Raw genomic sequence first — 25,123 nt, forward strand, 5'->3', positions numbered from 1 at the left:
TCAGCCTTGGTGCAGCCGCGAGGCCACGGTCGAGGTCAGAAGTCCGAGCCCTGCACCAACAGTCGCACCAGCCAGGACATCACCCGGGTAGTGCACCCCGGTGTAGACACGCGAGAACGCCACGACTGCCGCCGCCGACGCGGAGTGTCCTGAGGCGAACGAGGCGGACGACGGCATACCCACCCATCGGCCGGGGGCACGCCCAGCCGGGAACGACGGAGGCGCTGACGGGCCGCCATCTTCATCGGCTGGTTGACCAGGAGCGACGTCACCCCGATCGTGGCCGCCCCGTGACCGCGACGCCGGACGAGCCTCGACAGTCGAGGGGGCCGTGAGCCGCGAGGCGCTCGGCAAACAGCGCTTCGACAGGCTCGGGAGGGGCCGGACTGCTCATCCGGCGTCCGCGCGGCGCCCGGTCGCGGTGCGCCAGAGGGCGGCGAGGGTGGACCTCGTGGTGATCCGCGCCGGGTGGGCGGCACGCGACCGTCGTAGGGCGGCGCGCGGAAGTCGGACGGTGACCGCGCCAGGCCGGATGGCGAAGCGCAGCGGCGGATCGAGGACGAGGGCCTCCCCGTCGACGCCGACCTCCACCGGCCCAGCGGCGCGCACGTCGAACTGGGACGCCGTCCACTCGTTCCATCCCGCGAAGTGCTGGACCTGACCGGTCATCTCGAGGGCGGCAAGCTTCTCTGCGTCCGCGGCCGACCCGACTCGCAGCGACACGACCCCGAGCAGCCCGCTGTCGAGCCGCTCCCGTGTGCCTCCGCCACGCAGGTGCGCGAGATCGTAGGGGTTGTTGGACACCAGCAGCAGCTGGCCCGGTACGGCCTCCTCGCCAGAGGGCAGCATGTAGTGCAGGTCGAGAGATTTGGCCCCCGGGCCCAGCATGTCGGGCAGCAGGGCCGAGGCGGTCTGCACCTTCGCGTCGCGGTAGTCCGCCGACTGCACGACTTTCGCGTACACGCCCATCGACGCGTTGTTGACGAACACCCGGCCGTTGATCTCGGCCAGGTCCACCCGCGTGTCGACTCCGTCGTCGAAGGCCTCCAGCGCGCCCGGGACGTCTTCGCGGTCGATGCCCAGGTCGAGCGCGAAGTGGTTGCGCGTCCCCGCGGGCACGACGACGAAGGGAAGTCCGTGCCGGCTGGCGATCGAGGCGACGATCGCCAGTGAGCCATCGCCTCCAGCCATGCCGAGCAGGTCGGCGCCGCGGGTGACAGCAGCCTCGGCCACTGCCCGGAGGTCGTCGCCGGGCTCCAGGACGTAGGGCTCGACACCTCGCTGCTTGCAGAGCTCGACGAGGCCGAACCGCTCGACCTTGCCCCCGCCTGACTTCGGGTTCATGATCAGCACCGCCTGCCTCGCCTTGGGCGCGGCTTCGGCGTCGTCGTCGAGTGTTGCCGGGGGCAGTGCGTAGCGCGCTGCAGCTGCGGAGAGCGCCGCGAGGGCCAGCCCGACGGCCAGCACCCGGACACTCTGGCTCGCGAGTATCACCAGGACGAAGACGACGAGCGCGATGGCGCCGAGCACGGCAGCGGTAGCCCGGACGCTTCCCTTCCGCGACACGACGTACCACGCGGCCACCACGGCCACCCCGAGCGCGATGACGCTGACCAGCAGGACGTCCCAGCGGCGGATGGAGACGACCACGAGGAAAAGCAAGGCTGCCGCCAACGCCATCATGGCGAGCATTGCAGAGGCCCTGCGCAGTGCGCTGGGCCTTCGGTCGTGGACAGACGTCGTCATGAGGGCTCCTTCGGGGCCTGCCAGCTCGCGCCGGTCAGCCGCCGGTACTCGGCGACAGCCGAGTCGACGGTCGGGAGGAAGTGCTCCGGGGCGATGGTGCGGGTCAGCTCGTACCTCTCGATCTTCGCGCGCACCGGGTCCTTCATCTCTGCGAACACGAGCGACACCCCGCGCGCGTTCAGCCAGGTGTCCAGCTCCTGCAGCATGTCTGAGGCCGTGGTGTCGACGTCCGTGATCGGCTCTGCCGCGACCACGATCCAGCTCAGCGACGGGTCGTCCTCAGCCATCTCGCGAACCGTCTCGCCGAAGCTCCGGGCGTTGGCAAAGATGAGCGGCGCGTCGAACCGGTAGACGACCAGTCCGGGCAACCGCTCGGCGTCGGGGTAGCTCTCGGTGTCGTGCAGTCCCGCAACCCCCTCCACACGGCCGAGCTCTGCCTGGTGCGGCCACCAGGTGCGGCGGAAGACGTTGAGGATGGACAGCCCGACCGCGATGAGGATGCCGGGCAGGACACCGAGGAGGGCCACGCCGAGGAGGGCGATGAGGGACAGGAGGAACTCCGTCCGACGCTGCAGCCAGAGGCGACGCGTGCCAGCAACGTCGGTCAGCGACACAGCGGCAGCGATGACCACGGCACCCAGCGCTGGTTGCGGCACGTACTGCATCAGCGAGTTGGCGAAGAGAAGGACGACGGCGATCACCAAGGCGCCCACGACCCCGGTGACCTGGGACCGGGATCCGGCCTGTTCCGCGACTGCCGTCCGCGACCCGCTCGTGCTGACCGGGAAGCCCTGGAAGGCTCCGGCGGCGATGTTGGCGGCCCCGATGCCGATCATCTCCTGGTTTCCCTGGACGCGTTCGCCCCGTCGGGCAGCGAAGCTCGACGCCGTTGACATCGTGTCGGCGAGCGCGACGACGGCTATCGCAAGGGCTCCCAGGAAGAGCGGAGGAAAGTCACCCCAGCCCACGTGCGGGATCGCGAACGTCGGGAGGCCTTGCGGGAGCACGCCGACCGTGTCGACCCCGTGGGACTCGAGGTCGTACAGGTTCACCACGACGGCTGTGAGGGCGACGACGACGAGAACGCTCGGGACCTTGGGGATGAACCTGTTGAGCAGCAGGATGCCGGCAAGCGCGCTGACTCCGATGAGGGCGGCCGTGCGGTTGGCCGCCCCGGTGAACAGGCCCGACACGAAGGCGTTCGCCTCAGCCACGAGGCCGTTGGCGTCGGTGGAGAACCCGAAGAGCTTGGGCAGCTGACCGACGATGATGGTCAGCGCGAGACCGTTCATGTAGCCGATCTGGGTCGGCCTCGACAGCAGGTCCGCGACGAAGCCGAAGCGCGCCAGCCCGGCGACGACCATGACGACACCGACGATGACGGCCAGCATCGACGCGAGCGCAACGGCACGCGCGGGGTCACCGCCGGCGAGCAGCAGGGGGGCGATCGTTGCAGCGATCATTGGCCCCAGGGACGAGTCCGGTCCCAGCACGAGCACTCGGGAGGGCCCGAAGACGGCATATCCGATGAGGCACAGGATCGAGGTGTAGAGCCCCGTGACGGGCGGGAGCCCTGCCAGCTGCGCATATGCCATCCCTTGCGGCACCAGCAGCGCCGAAAGGACGAGCCCCGCGACGATGTCCTTCGGGAGCCACGACCGCTCGTAGGAGTGGGCCAGACGCAGGCCCGGAACGCGATCCATCCACCCGCTCGTCCCGACGTCGTGTCGGTCGGCGAGCGCGGCCATGGTCAGCCGCCGATGTGGGTGCGCACGCTGAGTTGGTATCGACCAACGCCCGAGTGCTCTCGTCCAGTCTGGAGAACAGGCACCATCCGAGCCTACAGGCGGCCGGCCGCGCCGTCCGGCGTTCACAGAGCGCTCGGCACCGCCAGGGACGGCAGCGGGTCAGGTACCCGAAAGGGCACCCGACCCGCTGAAGCCCGACAAGAACAGGGCGACTGTCAGTCGAGGTAGTCGCGCAGGACCTGGCTGCGGCTCGGGTGACGCAGCTTGCTCATCGTCTTGGACTCGATCTGACGGATGCGCTCACGCGTCACGCCGTAGACCTTGCCGATCTCGTCGAGGGTCTTCGGCTGACCGTCGGTGAGGCCGAAGCGCATCGACACGACGCCCGCCTCACGCTCGGAGAGCGTGTCGAGCACCGAGTGCAGCTGCTCCTGCAGGAGCGTGAAGCTGACGGCGTCTGCCGGGACGACGGCCTCGGAGTCCTCGATGAGGTCACCGAACTCGCTGTCGCCGTCCTCGCCGAGCGGGGTGTGCAGCGAGATGGGCTCGCGGCCGTACTTCTGGACCTCGACGACCTTCTCCGGGGTCATGTCGAGCTCCTTGGCGAGCTCCTCCGGGGTGGGCTCACGGCCCAGGTCCTGGAGCATCTGGCGCTGCACGCGGGCGAGCTTGTTGATGACCTCGACCATGTGGACCGGGATGCGGATCGTACGAGCCTGGTCGGCCATGGCGCGGGTGATCGCCTGACGGATCCACCACGTCGCGTAGGTCGAGAACTTGTAGCCCTTGGTGTAGTCGAACTTCTCGACCGCACGGATGAGGCCGAGGTTGCCCTCCTGGATGAGGTCGAGGAAGAGCATGCCGCGACCGGTGTAGCGCTTGGCGAGCGAGACGACGAGTCGCAGGTTGGCCTCGAGAAGGTGGTTCTTGGCCTTCTTGCCGTCCTGGGCGATCCACCAGAGCTCGCGCTTGAGCTTCATGTCGATCTTGTCACCGGAGTTGAGCTTCTCCTCGGCGAACAGGCCGGCCTCGATGCGCTTGGCGAGCTCGACCTCCTGCTCGGCGTTGAGGAGGGCGACCTTGCCGATCTGCTTGAGGTAGTCCTTGACCGGGTCGGCCGTCGCACCTGCGGTGACGACCTGCTGGGCCGGGGCGTCGTCCTCGTCGTCGTCACGGATGACGAAGCCGGACTCCTCGGTCTCCTCGGCCTTGGCCGCGGCTGCCGGAGTGGCGCCCTCTTCGGAGTCCTCGTCGGCGTCCTCCACGGGCTCGACGACGACGTCCTCGAGCTCCGCGACCGGGGCGTCCTCGGGCTCGGCGTCGTCGGCCTCGTCACCGGCGCCGGCGGCGCCGGCAGCACCCTCGCCCGATGCCGTGGCCTTCTTGGCCGCGGTCTTCTTCGTCGCCGTCTTCTTGGCGGGTGCCGGCTTGGCTGCCGCCTTGGCGACGCCGGCGTTGGTAGCTGCCTTCTTGGTCGTCGTCGCGGCGACCGAGGTGGACTCCTCGCCGGTCGGCCCCGCGGTGGTCTTGGCCGCCGTCTTCTTGGCGGCGGTCTTGGTCGCCGCGGTCGTCGTCCGTGTAGCGGACTTCGTCGCCGCGGCGGTGCTGGTGCGTGCGGTGGCCACAGTGCCTCCCTTGGTCCCTGTTCGGGTCTTCTTCGTCGTGCTGACGTGCGGCGCATCGACGACGATCTCGATGTCGTGGGCCTCGAGGGTCGTCAGGACCGGCTTCATCTGCTTCAGGTCGAGTCCGGCATCGACCTGGGCGCGCGCGATCTCCGTTCCCGTGATGGTGCCGCTACTGCTGCCCTTGACCAGGAGCTGCATGATCGCCTCGTGCTGGAACACCTTCGGCAGGGTCTTGGGAGCTCCAGCGCTTGTTGCCTTGGGCACGGATGCAGTCGCCTTTCGTCGCAGGTCTCGTTGTGATCGACCCGATTTCGGGCATGCATCATCACAACGAACGAGAATGGGGGTTGGTGCCGGGAGGGTGTGGCCAGTTGGAGTCGATCCCTGTTTCGAGCTCTCGGTGCGCCTTGTGCGATCCCGTACTCAGACATTATAAAACGGCCGATGCCGTTTGGACGAACGCACGTCGAACGCGCGCCCGGCGCGAACGGGCCGGAGGGCCCTGCGAGACCCTGTGGCAGCGCCGGGGGGTGGCGCCTCAGTCGCCCTTGACCGCCAGCACCGGGCAGCTCGCGTCGAGCAGGATCCGCTGCGCGTTGGACCCGAGGATGAGCTTGCCGACAGGGCTGCGACGACGAAGACCGATGACGATGAAGTCGGCCTTCTCCTCCTCGGCGACGGAGATGAGGTCCTCGGCGGGGTCGTTGCCCCGGACGAGCTGGCGCACCTCGTGCTCGAGCCCTCTCTCCTCGAGAACGGCCTGCACGCGGGCCAGCTCGGTCTCGAACTGCCTGGCCTCGTCCGCGTCAAAGTCCTTGCCCCCGCGGTGGGAGCTGATGACGACGAGCTTCGCACCGCGCAGGACGCACTCCTCGGCGGCTCGCTTGAGCGCCGCACGACCTTCTTTGGTGGCGACATAACCAACGACGATGGCCACTTTCCCGGACCTCCTTGGGACGGAAACAACCAGTGCTCGCACCGTACCCGATATCGCGGCGCCGGGTGCGTCCCGCGCCGACAGTGCAGACCAGGCTGCGTCACACCGTCCGACACGGCGTGCGGACCGCTGTCCTCACCCACTCCTGACCCCACGTCCGAGGGCGAACCCGCCCGGGACGCAGCAGGGTTCAGAGGGTGCGCCGGTCGAGCGCATCCCGGATGATCCGACCGACCTGGTCCTCCTCGATGAGGAATCCGTCGTGGCCGAAGTCGGACACGATGTGCGCCCGGTGCGAGGTCGGGAGAGCGGCGTGCAGCTCGTCGGACAGGCGTGGCGGGTAGAGGCGGTCGGTGTCGACCGAGACGATCGTGCAGTCGGCGCTGACGCGTCGCAGGGCCGCCTCCACGCCGCCTCGGTCGCGCCCGACGTCGTGGGAGTTCATGGCCTCGGTCAGCACCACGTAGGAGTTCGCGTCGAAGCGACGAGCCAGCTTGCCCGCGTGGTGGTCGAGGTAGGACTCGACGGCGAAGCGACCGCGGTCGCCGGCGCGCAACGGATCCTCGCCGAGCTGCGGGGCGCGACCGAAGCGTTCGTCGAGCTCGCTCTCCGTGCGGTAGGTGATGTGGGCGATGCGACGCGCGAGACCGAGGCCCGTATCGGGGCGCCGGTCGCTCGAGTAGTAGTCGCCACCGGCGAAGTCGGGATCGTGCCGGATGGCGAGCAGCTGCGGCTGGCACCAGGCGATCTGGTCGGCCGTGGCACAGGGGGTCGAGGCCAGCACGATGCAGCGGTCGACGTCGTCAGGGTGGGTGACCGCCCACTCGATGGCTCGCATGCCGCCCATCGAGCCGCCGACGACGGCGGCGACGCGGCGGATGCCGAGGCGGTCGAGGAGCAGCCGCTCCGCCGCGACCTGGTCGCGCACCGTGACGTAGGGAAACCGGCTCCCCCACGGCTGCCCGTCCGGGGCCTGGCTCGAGGGGCCGGTGCTGCCCTGACAGCCGCCGAGGACGTTGGAGGCGATGACGAACCACTCGTCGGGGTCGACCGGGCCGCCCGCACCGACCAGGGAGTTCCACCACCCGGGCGAGGCGTGCCCGGGGCCGGCCTCGCCGACGACGTGGCTGTCGCCGGTCAGGGCGTGCTCGACGAGGACGACGTTGTCGCCGGCCTCGTTGAGCCTCCCCCACGTCTCGTAGGCGATCCGGACGTCGGGCAGCACGCCCCCGCGCTCGAGCTCGAGGTCACCGAGGTGGACGAACTGGCGTCGTCCCACGGGGTCGCCGACCCGCCAGGCGCCGTCAGCCCGATGGGCCGGTGGCCGTGTCGACCCGTCGGTGCCGTCCCGCTCCAGGTGGCCGGAGGCCTCGGTGCCCTGGGGCGAGATGGTGCCCTCGGCAGCGTGACGCACGGTCGGCCGACGCGTGCTCTGCTTCCGGTGGGTGACGGTCATCGGGGTACTCCTCGGTCCTCGCGCTTGCACGCACCCACTGCGGGTGCGGCCAGGTCCTCACCCGGGGCACCCCACCGCGAAGGAGGGTTGCCGACCAGCGAGCCGGGGCTTGTCGCTGGTACTCGTGACCTGCGCCAACCATACGCGAGCACCCACCGGGACAAGGTCGCCCGGTCCACGACATGGACGCCCGCCGTTCCGGACGGTCCCCGCCCTCATGCGCAGCGCGAGGGCCGGATGCCGTGGTCGAGGGACTGGCGCACGAGCCGGCACAGTCGGTGGTCCGGTTCGAGGTCGAGCGCGTGGTCGACAGCGATGCCGGCCCGTGCCCCGTCACCGCACCACCATGCGAGCGACGCGACGACCGACAGCAGGGGTGCCGCGTGCGCAGCCGGGGTGAGCCGGCACACCTGCTCGAGGCGCCCGAGCATGAGACGCGGGCCCGACGCCACGTCCCAGTCCTTCCAGCCCTCGTCCGACTCCCGCCCACCCACCTCGTCAGTGCCATCCCAGCCCTCGTCCGACTCCCGCCCACCCACCTCGTCAGTGCCATCCCAGTCGTCCGGCTCGACGTCGCACGCCGGCCCGACGGTCTCGCCCCCGCCGTCGTTAGCGCCGCTCGGCGTGTCCGACCCGAGGTCGAGCAGGGCGTGCAGAGCCCGCAGCGCCTCGAGGTCGGACGCGGCCAGCCGCGAGGCGACGTCGCCGCCCGCCCCGGCATCGATGCTCGCGGAGTTATCGGTCCCGTCACGTGCTCCGCCATCGGCGGCTGGTGCGAGTCGAAGGTGCGGGCCGAGCAGGACGTCGAGCATGACGACGAGCTCGACCGGGAAGGTGTCGAGCGGCGCCGTTCCCGGGCACAGCCACCCGATGAGGGCATCCCGGAACTGGACGTCGCGCAGGGGGCCCACGAGGGAGGGCAGCCAGTGCTCGATGCCGTAGCCCACGACGTCACCGGTCAGCACGCCTCCCCAGGCGACGAGGGAGTCGTTGACGAGGAACTGGCGGGAGGTCGGCTCACCGCCGTCGAGAACCCCCAGCCCTGCGCCCGCAGCCTTCGCCCGCCGGGCGGGGTCACGGCGCCCGGTTGGCTGCTGCGGCAGCTCGGACACCGACCCTCCCGCCGCGCGGTACCGACGCTGCCAGTCCTCGATGGCGCTCGCCGTCAGGTCGTGCCGGGGCTCGGATGGCGACAGCGGACTCACGAGGCGGGCGAGCTCCTCACGGTCCGGGAGCACCGCGTGCCCGAGCGCCACGTAGCTCGCGACCGCCGGCACGTCGGCCTGCTCGGGCAGGAGCCAGCCCTCGTCGGGACAGCAGTCGCACCCGACGGAGCGCCACCGGCCACCACGCAGCACGAGACGCTCCCGGACGATGACCCGCTCGGCCTCGACTCCCTCGGCGAGGGCCTCGAGCAACGGCAGCGACTCGTCGGGGACGTCCTCGAAGCCGACGATGGCCACCGACGACGGGGCGCCCTGCAGCAAGGTCGGCAGGGTCTGCGCAGCGGCCTCGGGAGCCAGCTGCGCGTCGACGACGTCGAGCCGGGCCACCAGCCCGAGGCGCTTGCCGTGGAAGCACACCACGACGACACTGCGCTCCGGTTGGAAACCCAGGTGGAAGGGGATGATGGTCAGCAGCTCGGCCGGCCCGGACAGTGAGATCTTCGGCATGCACCGAGCCTCGCCGCCCTGCTCGGAGCTGGGCAGACCCACTGGCCCACCTGTGGAGGAACGACCGTCACGGCGAAGGGGTGTGGATCCAGGGCGCCCCGCCGGCCGTCACCGCGAGGTCGGGGCCCGGTCTCAGCGCTCCAGACGCTTGCGGACCGACTCGAGCACGTAGTCGGTCGCAGCCCGGCGGACGCCCTCGGGCAGCCTGACTCGATCCCCTCGGCTCGACCCCGAGGCCGCGGCCCGGGTGCCGTGCCCGCCCGTCGAGCCGGTGCTCGGACGCTGGCGGGAGCCCGCGCCCGGCAGGCGTACCACGCCGTCGAGGAGGCTGCGCGGAGCGGCTGCACCGGTGGTGTCCCGGTCGGGCCGCAGGCCCGAGTTCCCGCCGACGCCCGTCACCGGGACCAGGGCGTTCGCAGCGCTGCCCCGGCCGCCCGGACCAGTCGAGCCCGGCGCGTCCATGGGCACCGCGGCCGACGCGTGCCGGCCGGCTTCGTGGCTCGTGGCCCGAGACCGGCGCAGACCCTGCCCGGCCTCCCACGCCATGAACCGGTCGGTCTCCTCGAAGAACGTCCTGATCGCCCACGAGATGACGACGGCGTCGTCGGCAGCCCCCACGACCGGCAGCACGGCCTCCGGGAGCAGGTCGACCGGAGAAGCGACGTAGGCGACCGCGCCCGCGACGAGACCGAGCCGCTTGAGGGTCGTGCCGGCATACGTCCGGTCGACGGTGCAGCGCACCAGACGGGGCACGGCCTGGACGCGCTCGGAGATGCTCGGCGCTCCGGGACGCGTGGAGGCCCGGACGACCGAGGCGACGGTCGCGGCCATCTTGATGCGGGACGCGGTCTTCATGCGCTCAGCGACCGAAGGTCTCGACGGGCGGGAACTCCTTCGCGGCCTGCTTGCCGATGCCGTTGAGCATGTACACGTCGATCGCCGCCCCGATGAGACCGCCGACGAGAGGCACCGCGCGCCCGAGTCGGGCGAACGTGCCCTGCCCGATGCGGCCGAGCAACCGGAAGCCGACCGCCTTGTTGAGGACCATCAGGGCCGGGGCGGGCAGCCGGTCGAAGGCGACCGACGAGAGCTTGCCTCCGGCGGCCTGCAGGCCGGCCTTCTTGAGCAGGTCGTCGCTGTCGGCGCCGGCGAGGGTGAGCAGGATCGCCGAGCGGATCTCCGGCTGGTCGATGTCGTAACCGCGCACCTTGGCCGTCGCCGCCGTCATGCGCGTGGCGAGGAGGTAGAACTCCAGGACGTTCGCGGGCAGCGAGATCGGCATCGTGAAGAAGCCGCCGAGCCCCGTCACGAAGCCCCCGACGGCACCGAGCTGGCGGTGGTCGCGCACGATGATCCGCAGCGCCTGGTCGGCGTCCCCGCGGGCGTGCTTGAGGGCGCTGGCAGCGACCTCGTGGGCGGGGTCGAAGGGGCCCCTGCCGTCGATGCCGACGTCGAGGAGCCGCTCGACGAGTCGGGTCGCCGCTCCGGAGAGGCCTCCCTCGGCCGGCAGTGCGGCCCGCTCGAGCGCGCCGGCGTCCTTCGATCGCCGCAGCTTCGCGGCGGTCGCGTTCGATGCCTCGACCGTCTCGGTCCTGCTCAAGCCCAAGATGCCCACCAGTTGCCACCCTCTTCGTCCGACGTCGTGTGTCTCGGTTCCTGCGCGCCGCCGACGACACCGTATGCCGCCGCGGTCGCCCGTGGCACCCTCGTACCCAGTCGACCCGGCAGCGGGACCGCGGGAGACGGCGTCGGTCGCCTCTCGTAAGGTCGCCCCATGGGCGAGACGAGCGCGAGGCAGCCACCCATCCTCGGCGTGCCGTTGGCGGACCTGCGGCGCGACCGCACCTCGGTGAAGTGGGGCGTCCACGGCCCCGACGTCATTCCGATGTGGATCGCAGAGATGGACTGCGCACCGTGCCCAGCCGTCGTCGGCGCCGTGGGTGCCGCCGTGTCGCGGGGCGACACGGGCTACGCCCTGACCGAGGAGTACGCCGCCGAGTTCGCTGCGTTCGCCCACGCCGAGTGGGCGTGGCAGCTCGACCCGCGCACGACGACCCGGGTGGCCGACGTGCTGTCCGGCGTGACGCACCTGCTGGGGCTGTTCACCGACCCGGGCGGTCCGGTCGTCGTGAGCCCGCCGGTCTACAACGCCTTCTACGAGGTCATCGAGGCGTGCGGGCGACGGGTCGTCGAGGCACCGCTCGGGCCGGACCACCGCCTCGACCTCACCGGCCTCGCCGAGGTCTTCGCCAGGGAGACCGCCGGGGGCTCGCGCACGGCATACCTGCTGTCCAACCCGCACAACCCGACGGGCACGGTGCACACCCGGGCCGAGCTCGAGTCACTGGCCCGCGCGGCCGACGAGCACGGCGTGCGCGTCGTCTCCGACGAGATCCACGGACCGCTCGTGCTGCCGACGAGCACGTTCACGCCCTACCTCACCGTCGCCGGCTCGGAGCGCGGCGTCACCGTGACGTCGGCCTCCAAGGCGTGGAACCTCGCCGGGCTCAAGGCGGCGATCATCGTGCCGGGCGAGGGCGCCGTCGACGCCGTGCGCCGGCTGCACCCCTACGTCACGTTCGGCGCGAGCCACCTCGGCGTCATCGCGCAGACGGCGGCCTACCGCGACGGTCGCGAATGGCTGCACCGGCTCGTCGGCGAGCTGGACGCCAACCGTCACCTGCTCGCCGAGCTCGTCGCCGAAAAGCTGCCCGGCCCACGTCTCGTCGTGCCCGAGGCGACCTACCTCGCCTGGCTCGACCTCGGGGGGCTCGGTCTCGGCGACGACCCCGCCGGTGAGGTGCTGCGCCGTGCGCGCGTCGCGCTCTCCCCCGGCCCGATCTTCGGCTCGGGGTGCCAGGGGCACGCTCGCCTCAACTACGCCACGTCGCCCGAGATCCTCCGCGACGCGGTCGACCGGATCGCGAGCATCCTTGCCTGACAAGAATCTCGGGCCCCCGCTCGTCGCGCTCGTCGTCGGTTCTCAGGGGGCGTATGCCGTGGGGCCGGGCCTCGACGAGGCATGGTCGCTCGGCGACGTGGTGCGACGCTTCCAGGAGACGACGGCGCGGGTGGGTCCGCGGTGGGTCGTGTGGTCCGCCGCGTCCACCCTGCGTCGTGTGGTCGACGCCGGCGTCGACGTGTCGCGCACGTGGGACCTCGCGGAGGCGCACCGCATCGTGCACGGGGGGTGGTGGGCCACCCCGGGCCATGTCGTGGCCGGGTGCCGTGGGCTGGACGAGGCCGACGTGCCCGCGGCGCGGACGCCCCGGCTCAGCGGGTTCGACGGCGACCTCTTCGACGTCGCGGCCGGGGACGACGTGTCCCTCCTGACGGCTGCCGGCCACCTCCGTGCGGATGCCCTCACGTGGGCGACCGACGACGCCCGCCTGCGCGAGCTGGCGGTACTGGCACTCGGGTGCCAGACGAGCCAGCGTCAGGCACTGGGCCGTATCGGTGGCTCGCACGTCGGCCGCCTCGAGCGCACCGTCTGGTCCGAGTCGGCGGCAGCCGTGCTCTGCCTCGAGCTCGAACGAGACGGGCTGCCCGTCGACCGGGCGGCGGCCGAGGACCTCATCGCGGCCTCCGCGGGGCCACGGCCTCTCGACGACGCGGACTCAGCACGCATCCGGTCCGAACGTGACGCGCTCGTGCTGCGCCACGCGCCCGGCCGGGAGCGCACCGACCTGCGCAACCCCGCGCAGGTGCGCGACCTGCTGCTCTCCGCGGGCGTCGACGTGCCCAACACCCGCGCCTGGGTGCTCGAGCCCTACCGGCACACCCACCCCCTGGTCGACGCGCTGCTGCGCTGGCGCAAGGACGAGCGCATCGCGACCACCTACGGCTACCGCTGGCTGGACGACCACGTCGGCGCCGACGACCGGCTGCGCGGCGGCTGGACCGCGTGCGACGGTGCCGCCGGGCGCATGACGGCCCAGAACGGCCTGCACAACCTCCCCGCTCCCCTGCGGCCCGCCATCTGTGCCGCACCGGGCCACGTGTTCGTCCGGGCGGACCTCGGCCAGATCGAGCCGCGCGTGCTCGCGGTCGTCAGCGCCGACCGGGCGTTCGCCGAGGCGACCCGAGCGGACGACCTCTATGCCCCGGTCGCGGCGAAGCTCGGTGCCGACCGGCCCAAGGCCAAGGTCGCGGTGCTCGCAGCGATGTACGGCCAGCGGTCGGGAGCGGCCGGCGAGGCACTCAAGGACCTCGAGCGCGCCTACCCCGTCGCGATGGGGCTGCTCGACCGCGCCTACGCCGACGGCGTGGCCCGGCGCCCGGTGCGCACCTGGGGTGGCCGCCTCATCCGTTTCGGTCGCGTGCCGGCGCCCGCCCTCGGCCCTGGCGCGCCCGAGCCCTCGGGGAGTGCCGAGTTCTCGGCCACCGGCGCAGACGGGGCGCGGGGCCGCTACGCGCGCAACGCGATCATCCAAGGGTCGGCGGCCGAGCTCTTCAAGGCGTGGGCCGCTACGGTGCGCCACGCGGTGCGCCCGCTCGCCGGCCAGATCGTGCTGTGCCTGCACGACGAGCTGCTCGTCCACGTCCCCGAGCAGCACGCACCGGCCGCGGTCGCCGCGGTCGAGGGCACGCTGACGAGCGCAGCCCGCACGTGGGCCGGCACCGACGAGGTCCGCTTCGTCGCCGACACCTCGGTCGTCCGTCGCTGGAGCGAAGCCAAACCCTGACGCGCCGCACGTCGAGAAGTGAGCACTCGACCGCCAGGGAGCGGGGCGCGGCGGTGCGAGCGGCATCGGAGGCGGCCCTCGGCATACGAAAGGCGAAGCCGCGCTGGGACGGCCGCCGACGCTCCAGCCGCGAGCGCCACCGCGCCCCGCGAGCGCCACCGCGCCCCGCGAGCGCCACCGCGCCCCGCGAGCGCCACCGCGCCCCGCGAGCGCCCCGAGACAGACGAAGCGGGCCCGACCACGTGGTCGGGCCCGCTTCGTCCTGGTGCTGGGTCAGCTGTGGCCGTCGCCCTGGTCCTCGTCGGTGACGTCCTTGAGGAACGCCTCGAACTCGGCGCCGATCTCGTCGGCCGTGGGCAGGTCGGACAGGTCGGTGGCGAGAAGGTTGCGCTGCTGGCGCCCCTCGAGGAAGGTGTCGTACTGCTGTTCGAGGGCCCGGACCACCGCGGTGATCTCGTCGGACTCCTCCATCTGCCGGCTGATCTCGGCCCGGTTGAGCCCGGCGGTCGCGGACAGCTCACGCAGGTCGAGGTCCAGGCCGGTGGCAGCGCGGACCCGCTCGAGACCGAGCACCGCTGCGTCGGCGAACTCGCTCTGGCCGAGGTAGTGGGGCACGTGGACGGCGAAGCCGATGGCGTCGAGGCCGGCCTCGCCGAGCCGGAACTCGAGCAGGGAGGAGAAGCTGGCGGGCACCTGGACCGTGCCGAACGCCGGGTCGTTGCCGGTGACGAGCCGCGGGTTGGTGCCATGGGCCGTGACGCCGAGCGGACGCGTGTGCGGCACCGCCATCGGGATGCCGTGGACGCTGACCGTCAGGTCGACCCCGAACGTCCTGATGAGGGAGGTCGTCGCCTCGACCATGCGGTTCCACTGGTAGTCCGGCTCCGGGCCGACGAGGAGAAGGAAGGGCACGCCCTCCTTGTCGACGACGCGGTGGAGCAGCAGGCTCGGGTCGTCGTAGCTGCTCCAGTGGTCGCGGTCGAAGACCATGACGGGACGGCGGCCGCGGTAGTCGAGCAGCTGGTCCACGTCGAAGGAGGCGATGACGCGCGACTCGTGCGTCTCGAGGATGTGGTCGGCCATGAGTCGCTGGGTGTGGCCGGCGTCGATGAATCCACCGAGGGCGACGACGAGCACCGAAGCCTGCAGCTCCTGGAGCTGGCTGGGTGAGGTGTCGCTCTCGAACTGGAAGAGCTCGGTCGGGTCCTGCACGGGTCTGGCCTTTCGTCTACGGGGTCGAAGGGTGCAACGCCCCGCCGCATCCCATGATTCCCTGTCGCGGGGTGGGCCAGCAGGTCAGGCGCCGACCTTGGCGATCGCCTTGAGGATGCGCTGGGGCGACACGCTGTATGCCGTCCCGACCGTCTGCGCGAAGAGCGAGACCCGCAGCTCCTCGATCATCCAGCCGATGTCGACGACCTCGGATGCGCCACGCTGCGCCGGGCGCAGGGAGTCGAGCAGGTCGGCGTAGCGGCCCTCGACGAGGTCGACCTGCTCGAGCGCCTGTGCGTCGCGAGCCAGGTTGGCCTGCCCCTTGTCGAGCCGGTGGGCGATGGCCCGCAGGTAACGGTCGAGGTCGGGCAGGCGGCGCAGTCCGGTGTCGGCGACGAACCCCGGGCGCACGAGCTCACGCAGCTGCGCGCGGACGTCGGCCAGCATCGGCCGGATGGCCGCGCTGCTCGAACGGTCCAGCTCGGCGAGGCGGTTGGTCAGGGCGAGGTGCTTGGCGAGGATCGGCTCGACGAGGCCGACGACCTGCACCACCTTGGCGCTCGTGTGGGTCCGCACGGCGGACAGCGCCCACTCGAAGTCCTCCCGACTGCGGACCGCGTGGTCGTCACGGTCGGTGACCGCCTCGTCGCGGGTGGCGTCGATCGCGGCGGCGAGGCAGTCGTCGAGCAGAGCCGGCACGCTGCCGTGCGGGTTGTGGCCGAGGGCGAGCTTCTGCGTGTTGGTGAGCCGGGCCAGGATCTGCTTCCACGGCGGGCTGATCCCGAGCAGGAGCAGCCTCCGCACCCCCAGCCGGTGCTCGGCGTCGGCCTCGGCCCGGGTCGGCAGCACGCGCAGGTCGACCGCCGAACCGGTGTCGACGAGCGCCGGGAACCCCTGGATGCCCTGTGCGCCCTCGAAGCTGTCGGGCACCCCCTCGTCGGGGAAGGAGGTGAGCCCGCGGCGCTCGAGACCTGAGCCGGCGCGGCTGACCTGCCGCCGCAGCTGTGGGGTGGCCGCGTCACGGACGGCTTCGAGGTCCTTGCCGGTCGCCACCGCTCGTCCGTCGGCACCGTCGACCTGGAAGGTGACGGCGAGGTGTGGCGGCACGCGCTCGACGTCGAAGTCCGTCGCCGTGACGGCCACCCCGGCCCGCCGTCGCAGCACCGTCGCGAGCGCCACGAGCAGCGGGCCGGACGTCGGGTCGAGCTCGGGCAGGACGGCGCGCGCGTGGTCCGGCGCCGGGACGAGGTTGCGGCGGATTCCCTTGGGCAGGCTTCGGATCAGGGCTGTGACGAGCTCCTCGCGGAAGCCCGGGACCTGCCAGTCGAAGCCGTCTGGACTCACCTGGTTGAGGCGTTCGACGGGGATGTGGACGGTCACGCCGTCCTGCGCCGAGCCGGGCTCGAACTGGTAGGTCACCGGCAGCACGTTCTCGCCCTGGGTCCACGTCGTCGGGTGGTCCTCGTCGGCGATGCTGCCCGCGCTCTCCCGAAGGAGCAGCTCCTCGGTGAAGGTCAGCAGGTCGGGCGTCTGCCTCCGTGTCTTCTTCCACCAGGTGTCGAAGTGGCGTCCCGACACGACCTCGGCGGGGACCCGTTTGTCGTAGAAGGCGATGAGGGTGCTGTCGTCGACGACGATGTCGCGACGGCGGGTGCGGGCCTCGAGCTCACCCAGACGCTCGACGAGGGCGGCGTTGTCGCGGAGGAAGGCGTGCTCGGTGTGCCAGTCCCCCTCCACGAGGGCGTGCCGGATGAAGAGGTCGCGCGCGAGCTCGGGGTCGACGCGGCCGAGTCCCACGACGCGCCCGACCACGAGCGGCACCCCGTAGAGCGTGACCCGTTCGGTCGCGACGGCCGAGCCGCGCTTGCCCGACCACCGCGGCTCGGAGTACTGGCGCTTGACGAGGTGCTCGCCGAGCTGCTCGGCCCACACCGGGTCGATGCGGGCGTTGACCCGGGCCCAGAGGCGGCTCGTCTCGACGAGCTCCTCGGCCATGACGAACTGGGGCTGCTTGCGGAACAGGGCCGACCCGGGACTGATCCCGAAGCGCGTGCCGCGCGCACCGGCATACTCACGCTTCTGCTCGTCACGGACGCCGACGTGCGAGAGCAGCCCGGCGAGCAGCGACTGGTGGATCGCATCGGCGTCCACCTCGCCCTCACCCACGTGGACCGAGCCTCGACTGATGTCGAGACCGGCCTGCTTGGCGGCCTGCTTGACCTGGCTGTGGAGGTCCTGCCACTCGCGGATGCGCAGGTAGTGGAGGAACTCGGCCTTGCACATCCGCCGGAAGGCGCTGCTGCTCAGCTCCTTCTGCTGCTCCTTGAGATACGCCCACAGGTTGAGCCACGTGACGAAGTCGCTCGTCTCGTCGGCGAAGCGCTTGTGCGAGGCGTTCGCGAGCTCCTGCTTGTCCTGCGGTCGCTCGCGCGGGTCCTGGATCGACAGGGCGGCGACGATGACGAGCACCTCCCTGAGCACGCCGCGCTTGTCGGCCTCGATCACCATGCGCGCGTGGCGGGGGTCGATGGGCAGGGCTGCGATGGTGCGGCCGTATGCCGTGAGGCGACGTCCCGGACGCCGCCGACCTCCCGCGGCGGGCTGGTCGTCCTCGGGCGAGAACGCCTGCAGCTCCTCGAGGAGCCGGACGCCGTCGGTGATCTGGCGACTGTCGGGCGGGTCGACGAACGGGAAGCGGGCGATGTCGCCGAGCCCGAGGCTCGTCATCTGGAGGATGACGGAGGCGAGGTTGGTGCGCAGGATCTCAGGGTCGGTGAACTCGGGTCGGCTCTCGTAGTCGTCCTCGGAGTAGAGCCGAATCGCGATGCCGTCGGCGACACGGCCGCAGCGCCCCGAGCGCTGGTTGGCGGAGGCCTGGCTGACCGGCTCGATGGGCAGGCGCTGGACCTTGGTGCGCTGGCTGTAGCGACTGATGCGCGCCGTGCCCGTGTCGATGACGTAGCGGATGCCCGGGACGGTGAGCGAGGTCTCGGCGACGTTGGTGGCCAAGACGATTCGCCGCCCGGTGTGTGACGAGAAGACGCGGTGCTGCTCGGCGGCGGACAGGCGTCCGTAGAGCGGGACCACTTCGGTGACGGGCAGCTTCATCCCGTTCAGGGCGTCGGCCGCGTCACGGATCTCGCGCTCGCCGGAGAAGAAGACGAGGATGTCGCTGCTCGTGCCGGAGTGACGCTCGGTCCACAGCTCCTCGACGGCCTCGCAGACACCCGTCACCATGTCCCGCTCCTCCGCGTCCGGGCGGTCGGGATCGACGAGCGGGCGGTAGCGGATCTCCACGGGGAAGGTGCGCCCCGAGACCTCGATGATGGGCGCGGCCTCTCCCGTGGCCGGGTCGGCGAAGTGCTCGGCGAAGCGCTGGGGGTCGATCGTCGCCGAGGTGATGACGATCTTGAGGTCGGGGCGGCGCGGCAGGAGCTGCTTGAGGTAGCCCAGGATGAAGTCGATGTTGAGGCTGCGCTCGTGGGCCTCGTCGATGATGATCGTGTCGTAGCGCCGCAGGTCGCGGTCGCGCTGCATCTCGGCGAGCAGGATGCCGTCGGTCATCACCTTGACCAGCGTGTCCCGGCTGGACTGGTCGGTGAACCGGACCTGGTAGCCGACGGCGGTGCCGAGCTCGACGGCCAACTCCTCGGAGAGTCGCTCGGCGACGGCCCGTGCCGCGATACGGCGCGGCTGGGTGTGGCCGATGACGCCGTCGAGGCCTCGGCCGAGCTCGAGGCAGATCTTGGGGATCTGGGTCGTCTTGCCCGAGCCGGTCTCGCCGGCGATGACGACGACCTGGTGGTCCCGGATCGCAGCGGCGATGTCGTCGCGGCGCTCGACGACGGGCAGGTTCTCGGGATAGGTGATCGGCGGGACCGTCGCCTCCCGGGCGGCACGGCGAGCCTCCCGCTGCTCGGGCGTCAGGTCGCGGCCGCCAGCGCGGCGAGATGCCGGCCCTCGGCCAGAGCCCCGTCGATCGGTCGCCTCACCGGAGCCCTGGGGCCTCACGTCCGCATGCGGCGCTGCCTCCCCGGAGGCGGGGCGGCGACGGCCCCGACGTCGGGGTGGCCGCGAGCGCGCGGGGGCGTTCACGGGCTCGTCGGGCATGGTCGACAGGATAGGCGCGGACGAGGACTGCTCCGAACGGATATCCGGTCGTCACGAGCGGAGAGGTGCGAAACCGTGGTCAGGCGCGGCCCGGGAACGCAGCACGGGTTCGCGGGGTCTGAATGGTCGAGACGAACGGCACCTGAGGACCTACCGTGGTCCCACCCATCCGAAACGAGGCACCGTTGTCCGATCCCGACCGCAGCCGTCCGGCAGTGCCGGACCCGCAGCAGGACCGCCACGTCTCCTTCCCGGACGATGCCCGACCCAGCGGACCCACGACGGCGGGAGCATCTCTGCCCCCTGAGGCATGGGCCCCCCGGACACCGAGCCCCGAGCCCGCGATGACGCCAGGGGTCACCCTGACCGGGCACGCCCAGGGCGTGCCGGTCCACACGATCCTCACCACCCCGCCAGTGCGCCCCGAGCCGCGTCGCCGTGGCCGCGGCTGGGCTGCCCTGCTGTTCATCCCCGGGCTGCTGATCGGGTTCGCGAACAACGGAAGCGGCGGGAGCGGCGGCGAGTCCGGCACCGTGACCGGCGAGTGCTGGTCCGACCCAGGTGCCGACCCGCAGACCATGTCCTGCGACCCCTCCTTCGCGGTCACGGCCGAGGACGTCACGGCGTCCGTTTCTCCTTTGGCGCCCGTGCTGCGCGGGTCTCAGAAGGTCTCCCCGGTGCCTGCCGACGCCACCGTCGTCCGCGTCGAGGTCGTGTCGACGACGGACTCCACCGGGGACCGTCGCGACGCCCGGGCGAGCGCCCTCAAGACCCAGATCGACGCGACGGCCGGCGGCGTTCCGATCGCCTCGTGGGACCAGGGCACCCCACACGCGCTCGACGTCCATCTCGCCGAGCGGCCGACGGACCTCCAGGTCCAGGTGACTGTCGCCTCGGGGTCGGGCACTGTCCAGTGCCGTGTCTATGCGGGCAGCACGCTCGTGGCGATCGACACCTCCACCGCGACGGCGAGGTGCAGCCCGGCGCTGTGACCGCCGTCGATCACCGTCGACCCGCACGACCGAACCAGCATCGAGCCGCCGACACACGAGACGAGGGGACCCCGTGTCAGACATCCCGCCCCACCACCCGGACCCGACGCGTGATACGACGGCCGATGCCGCCGGCGAGTCGGCCGAGTCGGCCGAGGTATCAGCCACCAGCGACGTCGCAGCCGAGCCCGGCACCCCCGCGGACCCGGCCGACCTGCCCACCGTGGGGTCGGCGCCCGAGGGCGTGACGGCATACGACACCACGTTCGGCCTGCAGCCGGCGCCCCGGTCGAGCTGGGTGCCGCAGCGGGCCGGCGGCCGGGCTGCGCCGACGCCCCCTCCCCCGCCGGCCACGCGCCTCTCCGCCGTGGTCGGACCGCGCACCATCACCCTGCCTCCTGCCGCCACCCGCTCGCTCGGAGGTCGGCTCCAGGCGTGGCACGTCGTCGCGATCATGGTCGGGTTGCTGGTGCCCGTCGGCTTCTGGGCGGTCTCGAGCCTCGCCGAAGACCTCGACCCGCTCGCCCGGCCCACCGTCAGCATCACCCGGCATCGTCCGTCGGTGACACGGCCGATCGCCGTCCCGACGCCCGTCACCACCGTCCCCGGCCAGCGCCCGTCGGGCCAGGGTGCGACCAAGACCGTGCCGGCGGTGCCCAGGCCCACGCGCTCCGTCGTGACGTCCCCGCCGAAGGTGGTCACGGTCCCGGCCATACCGGTCACGCCCGTCCCGGCGAACGCCCGGACGATCCGCTTCGAGACATATGCCGAGAACGGCGCGCGCATCGAGGTGTCCCTCTCGGACGCGACCCACCAGCGCATCGACTTCCCCGTCCAGGCCGCGCCGCTCGCCTTCGAGGCGCCGGTCGACCCGGGGGCGACGAGCAACGACTACTACAGCCTGCGGGTCCGCATCAGTGACCCGACCGGATCGGGGGTGCGCGGAGCCGTGTCGTGCCGCATCCTCGTCGACGGCATCGTCGTGACGACCCAGCAGGGACAGCGCTACGCGACCTGCTCGATCAGTCCGTACTTCGACATCAAGCGGCGCTGACCTGCCTCACCCACCGCCTTCGGAGGGCGCCCCTCAGATGTCGGCGGCGTCAGACGTGGCTCGAGCAGCCTTGCGGCGCTTGTTGATCGCGATCCGGGCAGCCATGGCCCGCGCGAAGGCGAGGTGCCAGAACCGGTTGATGACGAGCTCACGCTCCCCCACCATCTCGACGACGTCGGCACCCGCGCCGAGCTTGAAGAGGAGGAGGCCGGTGAGCGGGCTCGTGGCACCGAGGGAGGTGTTGAAGCCGCGGAAGTCATAGGCCTCGCAACCGGCCGCGGCGGCGTCACGCATCGCCTGCCACTGCAGGGCGTTGGAGGCGCGGGCGTCGCGGTTGCGCTCGGTCGAGCCGCCGTAGAGGTAGGAGAAGGTCCGGCCGAACCGGATCATCAGGGCCGACGCGAGCACGTCGCCGTCGACGTGGGCCTCGTAGAAGCGGGCCGACACGGCGCCGTCATGGTCACCGCCACCCTCCGACGCGAAGGAGCGAGCCATGACGTCGAAGTAGGCCTTGGGGCGCGGCAGGAAGTTGTCGCGCTGGGCCGACTCGACGTAGAGGGCGTGGAAGGTGTCGAGCCCTTCAGGCCCGACCGTGCGCACCTGCACGCCGGCCTTCTCGGCCTTCTTGACGTTGCGTCGCCACTGCTGGTTCATGCCCTTGAGCAGCTCGGCGTCCGTGCGGCCACGCAGGTCGACCACGCACAGGAGACGCGGCTGCCCGACGGCGACCCCGTCGGCACCGAGGGGGAGCCACCGGTTGCGGTCGAGCCACGCCTCGAGCCGGCGGGCGGCAGGGTTGTCGACGGCCGTCGGCAGGCTGGTGAAGCTGAGCAGCCCGTTCTCGGAGACCTGCTTCTTGACCGGCTCGCGGTCCCAGATGCGGGAGACGACGGGGTAGCCGAGACGCAGCGCGAAGGCCTTGTGCGCCTTGGCCCATGCGACGAGCGGGTCGAGCCAGGCGGCGGGGTCGCTGGCCACGACGTCCCACGGCAGGCCCGGTCCCTCGGGGAGATAGGCGTACGACCGCGACAGTCGCGGGATGGTGCGCGACAGCACGAGGCCGGCACCGACCCGGCGGCCCGAGGCGTCGAACCAGCCGAGGTGCGTGCGACGCCAGCCGGCCTTGGCGCGGCCCCACGCCGGTGTCTGCAGGAAGCTGCCACCGAGCTCGAGGAGGGTCTCGACGGCCTCGTCTGCGCTGATCTCGCGAACCGTCAGCGGGCCGGCGACGGGCGCGGGCGCGTCGGTCGTCGACACAGGGGCAGGGATCTGCTCGGTCATGGCGGCCACCCTATCGGCGCCGGCTCAGTGCCCCGACCGCGCCACGTCAGCATCGGAGGTGGCAGTCGCACGGGCCGTGCGGCGGATCCACCAGAGGCCGACGATCGGCAGCACGAGGGGGACGTAGCCGTAGCCCTGGCCGAAGTGCGACCAGACGGTCTTCTCGGGGAACGCTGCAGGATCAGCGACGCTCCAGGCGCCGACGACGAGGACGCCGAGCAGCTCGACGGACAGGGCCACGGTCGCGAGGCGCACGGAGGTGCGGTCGCCCCGGGCCAGCCCGATGGTCACGACGAGGTAGATGACCGCCGCGAGGGCCGACAGGAGGAACGGGACGGGCGCCTTGTCGAAGTACTCGACGATCTGCAGGATCGAGCGCCCCGTCGCCGCCAGCGCCAGCAGGCCGTAGACGGCCACGAGCAGGCGGCCGAAGCCGTGTCCGGTGTGCGGGCGCTCGGCGGGCGGGGACTGCTGCGGGGACTGCTGCGAGGACGCGGGCGTCGTGTCAGACATTGAGGCTCCAGACCTGTTGGAGGCGGGCGACGAGGATCGCGACGACGAGCGCGCCGCCGAGCACGACCGCCATGGCCCACTGCGTCTTCTCCTTGACGGCGATGACGACGCTCGCGGGGATGACGAGCAGCACCGTGAAGAGGTAGGCGATGAAGGTCGCCCTCTCGGCGCCGTCGCTGATGGCCGACGCCTTGCCCAGGCCCACGACGAGCTGCACGAGCAGGACCAGCTCGATGACGGCTCCGACGATGATGAGCGGGTCGTCGACGAGACGGCCGCGCAGGAGGTGGTGCGCGGCCAGCAGGCCGAGCACGCCGCTTCCGACGAGGAGCACGACGGTCAGGGGTTGGAGCACGCGAGAAGCCTACGGCGTCGACATCGCCCGACCGCACCGGCGTCGAGGGTCGGACCACGCGTCGCGGGAGCCGGCGCGGACGGTAGTTTGCATCCCTGACCACCGTCGCCATGTCAGAGGAGCAGCCGTGCCGATCCGCCCCATCGCCGTCGACCGTGCGGCCGGGGTCCTGCTCGGTGAGGCCTGCGGCGACGCGCTGGGCGTGCCCTACGAGATGGCGGCGCCGCCGATCGGTGAGGCGGTGATGAAGGGCGGTGGCCTGGGCCCGTACGAGCCGGGCGAGTGGAGCGACGACACCCAGATGACGCTCTGCGTGGCCCGCGTCGCCGCCCAGGGCATCGACCTCGCCTCGGCCCAGGGCCTCGACGCGGTCTCCGAGGCGTTCACGGCCTGGCTTGACGGTGGTGCCACCGACGTGGGGACCCAGACCCGGTCCGTGCTGACGGAGGCCAAGCACCTGGCCGGCGCCCCGCACGAGCGCCTGACGCGGGCCAGCGAGGCACTGCACGCACGCACGGGCATGACGGCCGGCAACGGCGCACTCATGCGCACCCCCATCGTCGGCCTGTCGGCGCTCGACGACCGGCACGCCACCGCACGGGCCGCGCGGGCCATCGCGCTGCTCACCCACGCCGACCCGCTGGCGGGTGACTCGGCCGTGCTGTGGTCGGAGGCGATCCGGGTCGCGGTCACCGAAGGACGCCTCGACCTCACCGCCGGGCTGGACCTCGTGAGCGCCATCCACGTCGGCCGCTGGGGCGACTGGATCGAGGCCGCGACGGGAGCGGAGCCCGGCGGTTTCGGCAACAACGGCTACACGGTCACCGCGCTGCAGGACGCCTGGGCCGCCATCACCACGACCGACCGCGGCGACGGCTCGGCCATGCACCTGCAGCGAGGTCTGCAGGCAGCGGTCCGGGCCGGTCACGACACGGACACCGTCGCGGCCATCGCGGGCTCACTGCTCGGGGCTCGCTACGGCGCCTCGGCCGTGCCCACCCAGTGGCGCCGCATGGTGCACGGCTGGCCAGGGCTGCGCGCGCACGACCTCGTCGAGCTCGCCGTGTCGACCTCCAGTGGCGGGCGCCGGCACGAGGAGTGGCCGTCGGTCGCGTCCATGGGGGACCCGGACATCCCCACCCTCGGGACGCCGCACCCGATCGACCCCGACATCGTGCTCGGCACCATCTCGGACCTGGGCCGGGTCCGAGAGCTCGACGTGCAGGCCATCGTCTCCCTCTGCGCGCTCGGTCTCGACGACATCCCGGCCGCAGGAATGACCGCCCGCGACCACATCGAGTTCTGGATCAACGACGAGGAGCAGGAGGAGACGAACCCGCACCTCGACTTCGTCCTCGACGACGCCTCGTCGGCGCTGCGCCAGTTCCGGGCCGAAGGCAAGCGGGTGCTCGTGCACTGTCGCCAGGGCGTCCAGCGCACCCCGGCCGTCGCACTGCGGTATGCCGTCGACCTCGGCGTCGCTCCCGAGCTCGCCGAGCGATCGATCCGGGACGCCCTGCCCGGCATCCGCGGCGAGGGACGCCTGTGGGAGGTTGCCGCGCACGGCGCCTGACGGCGACGCCTTCTCGCCGAGGGCCGCCCGCCGCTAGGTGTACTGACCGGGCACGTTGGTTGAGGGAATGCGACTTCGCGTTGTGAGCTGATGACATGGGAGGGCCTCCCGCGGTGGAGTGGAACTGCTCAAGGTTCACTTCGCCAAACAGGAGGCCCTC

General features: G+C 71.7%; 19 protein-coding genes and 1 riboswitch. Of the genes, 5 read left to right on the forward strand and 14 right to left on the reverse strand.

The annotated features are described in order from the left end of the window. The 9 genes from ABD831_RS20040 to ABD831_RS20080 all read right to left on the reverse strand — a co-directional run bounded on the left by ABD831_RS20040 (nucleotide 1) and on the right by ABD831_RS20080 (nucleotide 10,788). Nucleotides 1–177 carry a phosphatase PAP2 family protein gene (locus ABD831_RS20040; protein ID WP_344951023.1) on the reverse strand — a complete coding sequence of 59 codons (177 nt, stop codon included), beginning with the start codon at nucleotides 175–177 and terminating at the stop codon, nucleotides 1–3. 213 nt (nucleotides 178–390) lie between these two features. Beyond that, nucleotides 391–1,746, reverse strand: a complete 1,356-nt coding sequence (locus ABD831_RS20045; RefSeq protein ID WP_344951026.1) for a diacylglycerol/lipid kinase family protein — start codon at nucleotides 1,744–1,746, stop codon at nucleotides 391–393. After that, complete coding sequence (locus ABD831_RS20050; RefSeq protein ID WP_344951028.1) at nucleotides 1,743–3,449, reverse strand: SulP family inorganic anion transporter; 1,707 nt, start codon at nucleotides 3,447–3,449, stop codon at nucleotides 1,743–1,745. The genes ABD831_RS20045 and ABD831_RS20050 overlap by 4 nt, the downstream gene beginning before the upstream one ends. Before the next feature lie 260 nt (nucleotides 3,450–3,709). After that, nucleotides 3,710–5,341 carry an RNA polymerase sigma factor gene (locus ABD831_RS20055; RefSeq protein WP_425582862.1) on the reverse strand — a complete coding sequence of 544 codons (1,632 nt, stop codon included), beginning with the start codon at nucleotides 5,339–5,341 and terminating at the stop codon, nucleotides 3,710–3,712. A 319-nt stretch (nucleotides 5,342–5,660) separates the two neighbouring features. Then, entirely contained in the window at nucleotides 5,661–6,059 is a 399-nt protein-coding gene (locus tag ABD831_RS20060; RefSeq protein WP_142180156.1) for a universal stress protein, read from the reverse strand. A gap of 190 nt (nucleotides 6,060–6,249) precedes the next feature. Further along, nucleotides 6,250–7,515, reverse strand: a complete 1,266-nt coding sequence (gene metX / locus ABD831_RS20065) for a homoserine O-acetyltransferase MetX (protein ID WP_344951033.1) — start codon at nucleotides 7,513–7,515, stop codon at nucleotides 6,250–6,252. Between the two features lie 15 nt (nucleotides 7,516–7,530). Then, nucleotides 7,531–7,645: riboswitch (SAM riboswitch) on the reverse strand. Between the two features lie 85 nt (nucleotides 7,646–7,730). Next, the gene (locus tag ABD831_RS20070; RefSeq protein ID WP_344951036.1) at nucleotides 7,731–9,188 is read right to left on the reverse strand and encodes a DUF4192 family protein; all 1,458 of its coding nucleotides are present in this window, start codon (nucleotides 9,186–9,188) and stop codon (nucleotides 7,731–7,733) included. 132 nt (nucleotides 9,189–9,320) lie between these two features. Further along, on the reverse strand, nucleotides 9,321–10,043 hold the full coding sequence (locus ABD831_RS20075; RefSeq protein WP_344951039.1) for a YkvA family protein: 723 nt from the start codon (nucleotides 10,041–10,043) through the stop codon (nucleotides 9,321–9,323). Between the two features lie 4 nt (nucleotides 10,044–10,047). Further along, nucleotides 10,048–10,788 (reverse strand): EcsC family protein, encoded by a 741-nt coding sequence (locus ABD831_RS20080; RefSeq protein ID WP_344951042.1) that lies wholly within the window; start codon nucleotides 10,786–10,788, stop codon nucleotides 10,048–10,050. A gap of 174 nt (nucleotides 10,789–10,962) precedes the next feature. Between ABD831_RS20080 and ABD831_RS20085 the strand changes: the two genes are divergently transcribed. Together ABD831_RS20085 and ABD831_RS20090 are read left to right on the forward strand one after the other, a co-directional pair. After that, nucleotides 10,963–12,129 carry a MalY/PatB family protein gene (locus ABD831_RS20085; RefSeq protein ID WP_344951045.1) on the forward strand — a complete coding sequence of 389 codons (1,167 nt, stop codon included), beginning with the start codon at nucleotides 10,963–10,965 and terminating at the stop codon, nucleotides 12,127–12,129. Next, a complete protein-coding gene (locus ABD831_RS20090) occupies nucleotides 12,122–13,873 on the forward strand; it encodes a DNA polymerase (RefSeq protein WP_344951048.1) in 1,752 nt (583 codons plus the stop codon). Before ABD831_RS20085 ends, ABD831_RS20090 begins: the two co-directional genes overlap by 8 nt. A 273-nt stretch (nucleotides 13,874–14,146) precedes the next feature. On the opposite strand, the gene ABD831_RS20095 is transcribed toward ABD831_RS20090, so the two are convergent. Further along, nucleotides 14,147–15,085, reverse strand: coding sequence for a PAC2 family protein (locus ABD831_RS20095; RefSeq protein WP_142180150.1), 939 nt, complete (start codon nucleotides 15,083–15,085; stop codon nucleotides 14,147–14,149). A gap of 84 nt (nucleotides 15,086–15,169) precedes the next feature. After that, nucleotides 15,170–19,195, reverse strand: a complete 4,026-nt coding sequence (hrpA, locus tag ABD831_RS20100; protein ID WP_344951051.1) for an ATP-dependent RNA helicase HrpA — start codon at nucleotides 19,193–19,195, stop codon at nucleotides 15,170–15,172. A gap of 344 nt (nucleotides 19,196–19,539) precedes the next feature. Here hrpA and ABD831_RS20105 point away from each other — a divergent pair, with 344 nt between their 5' ends. Next, the gene (locus ABD831_RS20105) at nucleotides 19,540–20,187 is read left to right on the forward strand and encodes a hypothetical protein (protein ID WP_344951054.1); all 648 of its coding nucleotides are present in this window, start codon (nucleotides 19,540–19,542) and stop codon (nucleotides 20,185–20,187) included. A gap of 73 nt (nucleotides 20,188–20,260) precedes the next feature. Continuing rightward, complete coding sequence (locus tag ABD831_RS20110; protein ID WP_344951057.1) at nucleotides 20,261–21,241, forward strand: hypothetical protein; 981 nt, start codon at nucleotides 20,261–20,263, stop codon at nucleotides 21,239–21,241. Between the two features lie 33 nt (nucleotides 21,242–21,274). Here ABD831_RS20110 and ABD831_RS20115 read toward each other — a convergent pair whose 3' ends face one another. The 3 genes from ABD831_RS20115 to ABD831_RS20125 are packed head-to-tail and all read right to left on the reverse strand — an operon-like array spanning nucleotide 21,275 to nucleotide 23,390. After that, entirely contained in the window at nucleotides 21,275–22,522 is a 1,248-nt protein-coding gene (locus ABD831_RS20115) for a lipid II:glycine glycyltransferase FemX (protein WP_344951060.1), read from the reverse strand. Nucleotides 22,523–22,546: 24 nt separating this feature from the next. Beyond that, nucleotides 22,547–23,035 carry a hypothetical protein gene (locus ABD831_RS20120; protein WP_344951063.1) on the reverse strand — a complete coding sequence of 163 codons (489 nt, stop codon included), beginning with the start codon at nucleotides 23,033–23,035 and terminating at the stop codon, nucleotides 22,547–22,549. Beyond that, nucleotides 23,028–23,390 (reverse strand): hypothetical protein, encoded by a 363-nt coding sequence (locus tag ABD831_RS20125; protein WP_344951066.1) that lies wholly within the window; start codon nucleotides 23,388–23,390, stop codon nucleotides 23,028–23,030. The genes ABD831_RS20120 and ABD831_RS20125 overlap by 8 nt, the downstream gene beginning before the upstream one ends. A 127-nt stretch (nucleotides 23,391–23,517) precedes the next feature. On the opposite strand from ABD831_RS20125, the gene ABD831_RS20130 reads away from it, so the two are divergent. Next, the gene (locus ABD831_RS20130; protein WP_344951069.1) at nucleotides 23,518–24,963 is read left to right on the forward strand and encodes an ADP-ribosylglycohydrolase family protein; all 1,446 of its coding nucleotides are present in this window, start codon (nucleotides 23,518–23,520) and stop codon (nucleotides 24,961–24,963) included. Nucleotides 24,964–25,123: the final 160 nt, after the last annotated feature.

Origin of the sequence: Terrabacter ginsenosidimutans, assembly GCF_039539425.1 — a bacterium.
Taxonomy (GTDB): Bacteria; Actinomycetota; Actinomycetes; order Actinomycetales; family Dermatophilaceae; genus Terrabacter; species Terrabacter ginsenosidimutans.